Genomic DNA, 2,659 nt, shown 5'->3' with positions numbered 1-2,659 from the left:
GCCGCCCCACGCCCGCAGCGCGGCTCCGACGTCCACGGCGGCCGCGACCGGGGCGCCGGCAGCGGCGGCAAGACGGGTGAGCTCCTCGCGGAGGGAGGGGTCGCGGGTGACGAGCAGAGCCTGGGTCATGCGTCGAGACTCGCCGCGGCGACCCCCGGGAGCGGCCGGATCCCCAGCGTCCTGGGGATATCCGTGACTGAAGTCCCACCTGTGGACGGCGACGGGCCCCGTACGATGCTGAAGTGGGCAGTGGAGCCGGTGCAGCCGTCGGGGCCGCATTCTTCGATCTCGACAAGACGATCATCGCGAAGTCGAGCACGCTCGCGTTCTCGCGGCCGTTCCAGGCCGGGGGGCTGCTGAGCCGGCGGACGCTGCTGCGCAGCGCCTACACGCAGTTCATGTACGTCCTCGGCGGCGCCGACCACGACAAGATGGAGGAGATGCGCCAGTTCATGAGCGAGCTGGTGACCGGCTGGGACGTCGCGACGGTGCGGGAGATCGTCGCCGACACCCTCCACCACATCGTCGACCCCTTGGTCTACGACGAGGCGGTCCAGCTCATCGAGGATCACAAGGCGGCGGGTCGCGACGTCATCATCGTCTCCGCAAGCGGCACCGAGGTGGTCGAGCCGATCGGCGAGATGCTCGGCGCCGACCACGTGATCGCCACCCGCGTCGGCATCGACGAGGAGGGCCGCTACACCGGCGAGATCACCTTCTACGCGTACGCCGAGAACAAGGCTCGCGCCATTCGCGAGCTCGCCGAGCAGCGGGGCTACGACCTCAGCCGCTCCTACGCCTACTCCGACTCGATGACCGACCTCGCGATGCTGGAGGAGGTCGGGTACGCCTTCGCGGTCAACCCCGACAAGGAGCTGCGCCGGATCGCGACCGAGCGCGGCTGGCCGATCCTCGTCTTCACCAAGCCGGTCGCGCTGCGCTCGGCGATCGCCCTGCCGGCCGCCCGGCCGACGCTCGCGGCCATCGCGGTCGGCGGTGTCGTCGTCGCCGGCGGGGTGCTGTGGGCCAGCGCCCGCCGCCGCCGGATCGGCGCCTGAGCCGCCTCCGAGCAGCGGACACAACCCTCCCACCATCCTCCGGGCGGCGGCGAAGATCAAGGCTTGTTCTCGTCCTCGACCAGGCGTAGACCTGAGGACAGAACAACTCAAGACCACACGCGCTCAGGCACCCACGCGGTGACCGCTCCTTCTTTGAGGACGCCGGCGATGCGGACAGACAACCCGCACCCGGCAATAGGACAAGTGCACGCTTGGTAACCCGAGCGCGTGACATAGAGGTGGCGCCCGGTTCCCTGAGCCGGGCGCCACCGCTGCGTCCGGCACCCCTACGCTCGTTGCCGTGGGCGGAGTGGTCGAGGGGTTCGGTGTCGTGGCCCTCATCATCCTCACCGGCTGGGTCCTCGCCCAGGTGGGCCTGGTCGACATGAGCGCCCAGAAGGTGCTCTCGACGATGACCTTCTACGTCGCCAGCCCGGCGCTCCTGCTGACGATGCTCCAGGGCGCCGACGTGCATCAGCTCTTCTCCGGCAACCTGCTCGCGACCGGCGGCGCGGTCGTGGTGAGCGCCGGGATCGCGTTCGCGATCTCGCGCCTGCGCAGGCACGACCTCGGCCACACGGTCATCACGATGCTCAGCGCGTCGTACGTCAACGCCAACAACCTCGGCATCCCGATCGCGACGTACGTCCTCGGCAACGCGTCCGCCAGCGTGCCGACGCTCCTGCTGCAGCTGGTGGTCATCCAGCCGGTGGCGCTGACCTTCCTCGACATCGCGGTGGCGCACGAGCGGCTCTCGGTGCGGACGGTGCTGTCGCGGCCGTTCCGCAATCCGATGACGCTGGGATCGGCCGGCGGGCTCCTGCTGGCGCTCACCGGCTGGCGGCTGCCCACGCTGGTGCACGACCCGCTGGCGATCATCGGCGGGATGTCGGTGCCCTGCATGCTGATCGCCTACGGCATCTCGCTGCGGCTCGGCCCCCTTCCGGGTCGCGGGGTGCCGCCGGTGGAGCTGGGCTCGATCGTGGTGCTCAAGATGGTGGTGCAGCCGCTGGCGGCGTACGCGATCGGGCGATTCCTGCTCGGCTTCGAGGGCCACGACCTGCTGGCCGTCACGGTGCTGTCGGCCCTGCCGACGGCACAGAACGTGTTCGTGATGTCGGTGCGCTACAACCGGTCGGTCGTGCTGGCGCGCGACGCGATCTTCGTCAACACGTTCGGGGCGATCCCGGTCCTGCTGACGATCGCGGCCCTGCTCGCCTGAGCCGGGCTACCGCGCGCCCTGGCGCAGCGGACTCGCCTCGGCGCCGGCGGCGTACGCCTCGGCGCCGTAGAGCAGCCAGGCGTGCACGCCCGCGAGGCCGCCCTCGGCGTAGCCGCGCAGGTTCGACTCGTACTCCGCGCGCAGCGCCAGGTGACCCGCCTCCGGCACGGTCAGCGCCTTCGCGTCGACCCCACGCGTGACCAGCACCAGCCGCTCGGCCGCCCGCGCCACCAGGCCGTTGTGCGACTCGAAGGGCGCGGCCGTGATCAGATCGGCGTGCACCACGGCGGCCACGACGAGCGCGGGCGCGCCGGTCGGCGCCAGCAGGAGGTCGGAGAGCCCTCGCAGGCGCAGCGCCGCCTCCGGCGAGCGCGGCCGG

2 protein-coding genes and 1 pseudogene are annotated in these 2,659 nt (G+C 71.2%); 2 read left to right on the top strand and 1 reads right to left on the bottom strand.

Annotated elements, in window-relative coordinates:
* Positions 1–242 precede the first annotated feature (242 nt).
* Both QM572_RS02040 and QM572_RS02035 read left to right on the top strand, forming a co-directional pair.
* Positions 243–1,058 (top strand): HAD family hydrolase, encoded by an 816-nt coding sequence (locus QM572_RS02040; protein ID WP_415089495.1) that lies wholly within the window; start codon positions 243–245, stop codon positions 1,056–1,058.
* Between the two features lie 301 nt (positions 1,059–1,359).
* A complete protein-coding gene (locus tag QM572_RS02035; RefSeq protein ID WP_415089493.1) occupies positions 1,360–2,280 on the top strand; it encodes an AEC family transporter in 921 nt (306 codons plus the stop codon).
* A 6-nt stretch (positions 2,281–2,286) separates the two neighbouring features.
* Here the strand turns inward: QM572_RS02035 and QM572_RS02030 are convergent.
* Positions 2,287–2,659: pseudogene (locus tag QM572_RS02030) on the bottom strand (oxidoreductase); the annotation flags it as partial.

The sequence above is a fragment of the Nocardioides sp. genome (assembly GCF_047607365.1).
Taxonomy (GTDB): Bacteria; Actinomycetota; Actinomycetes; order Propionibacteriales; family Nocardioidaceae; genus Nocardioides.
The sequence above is the reverse complement of the archived record's forward strand: the minus strand, read 5'-3'. Positions and strand labels throughout refer to the sequence as shown.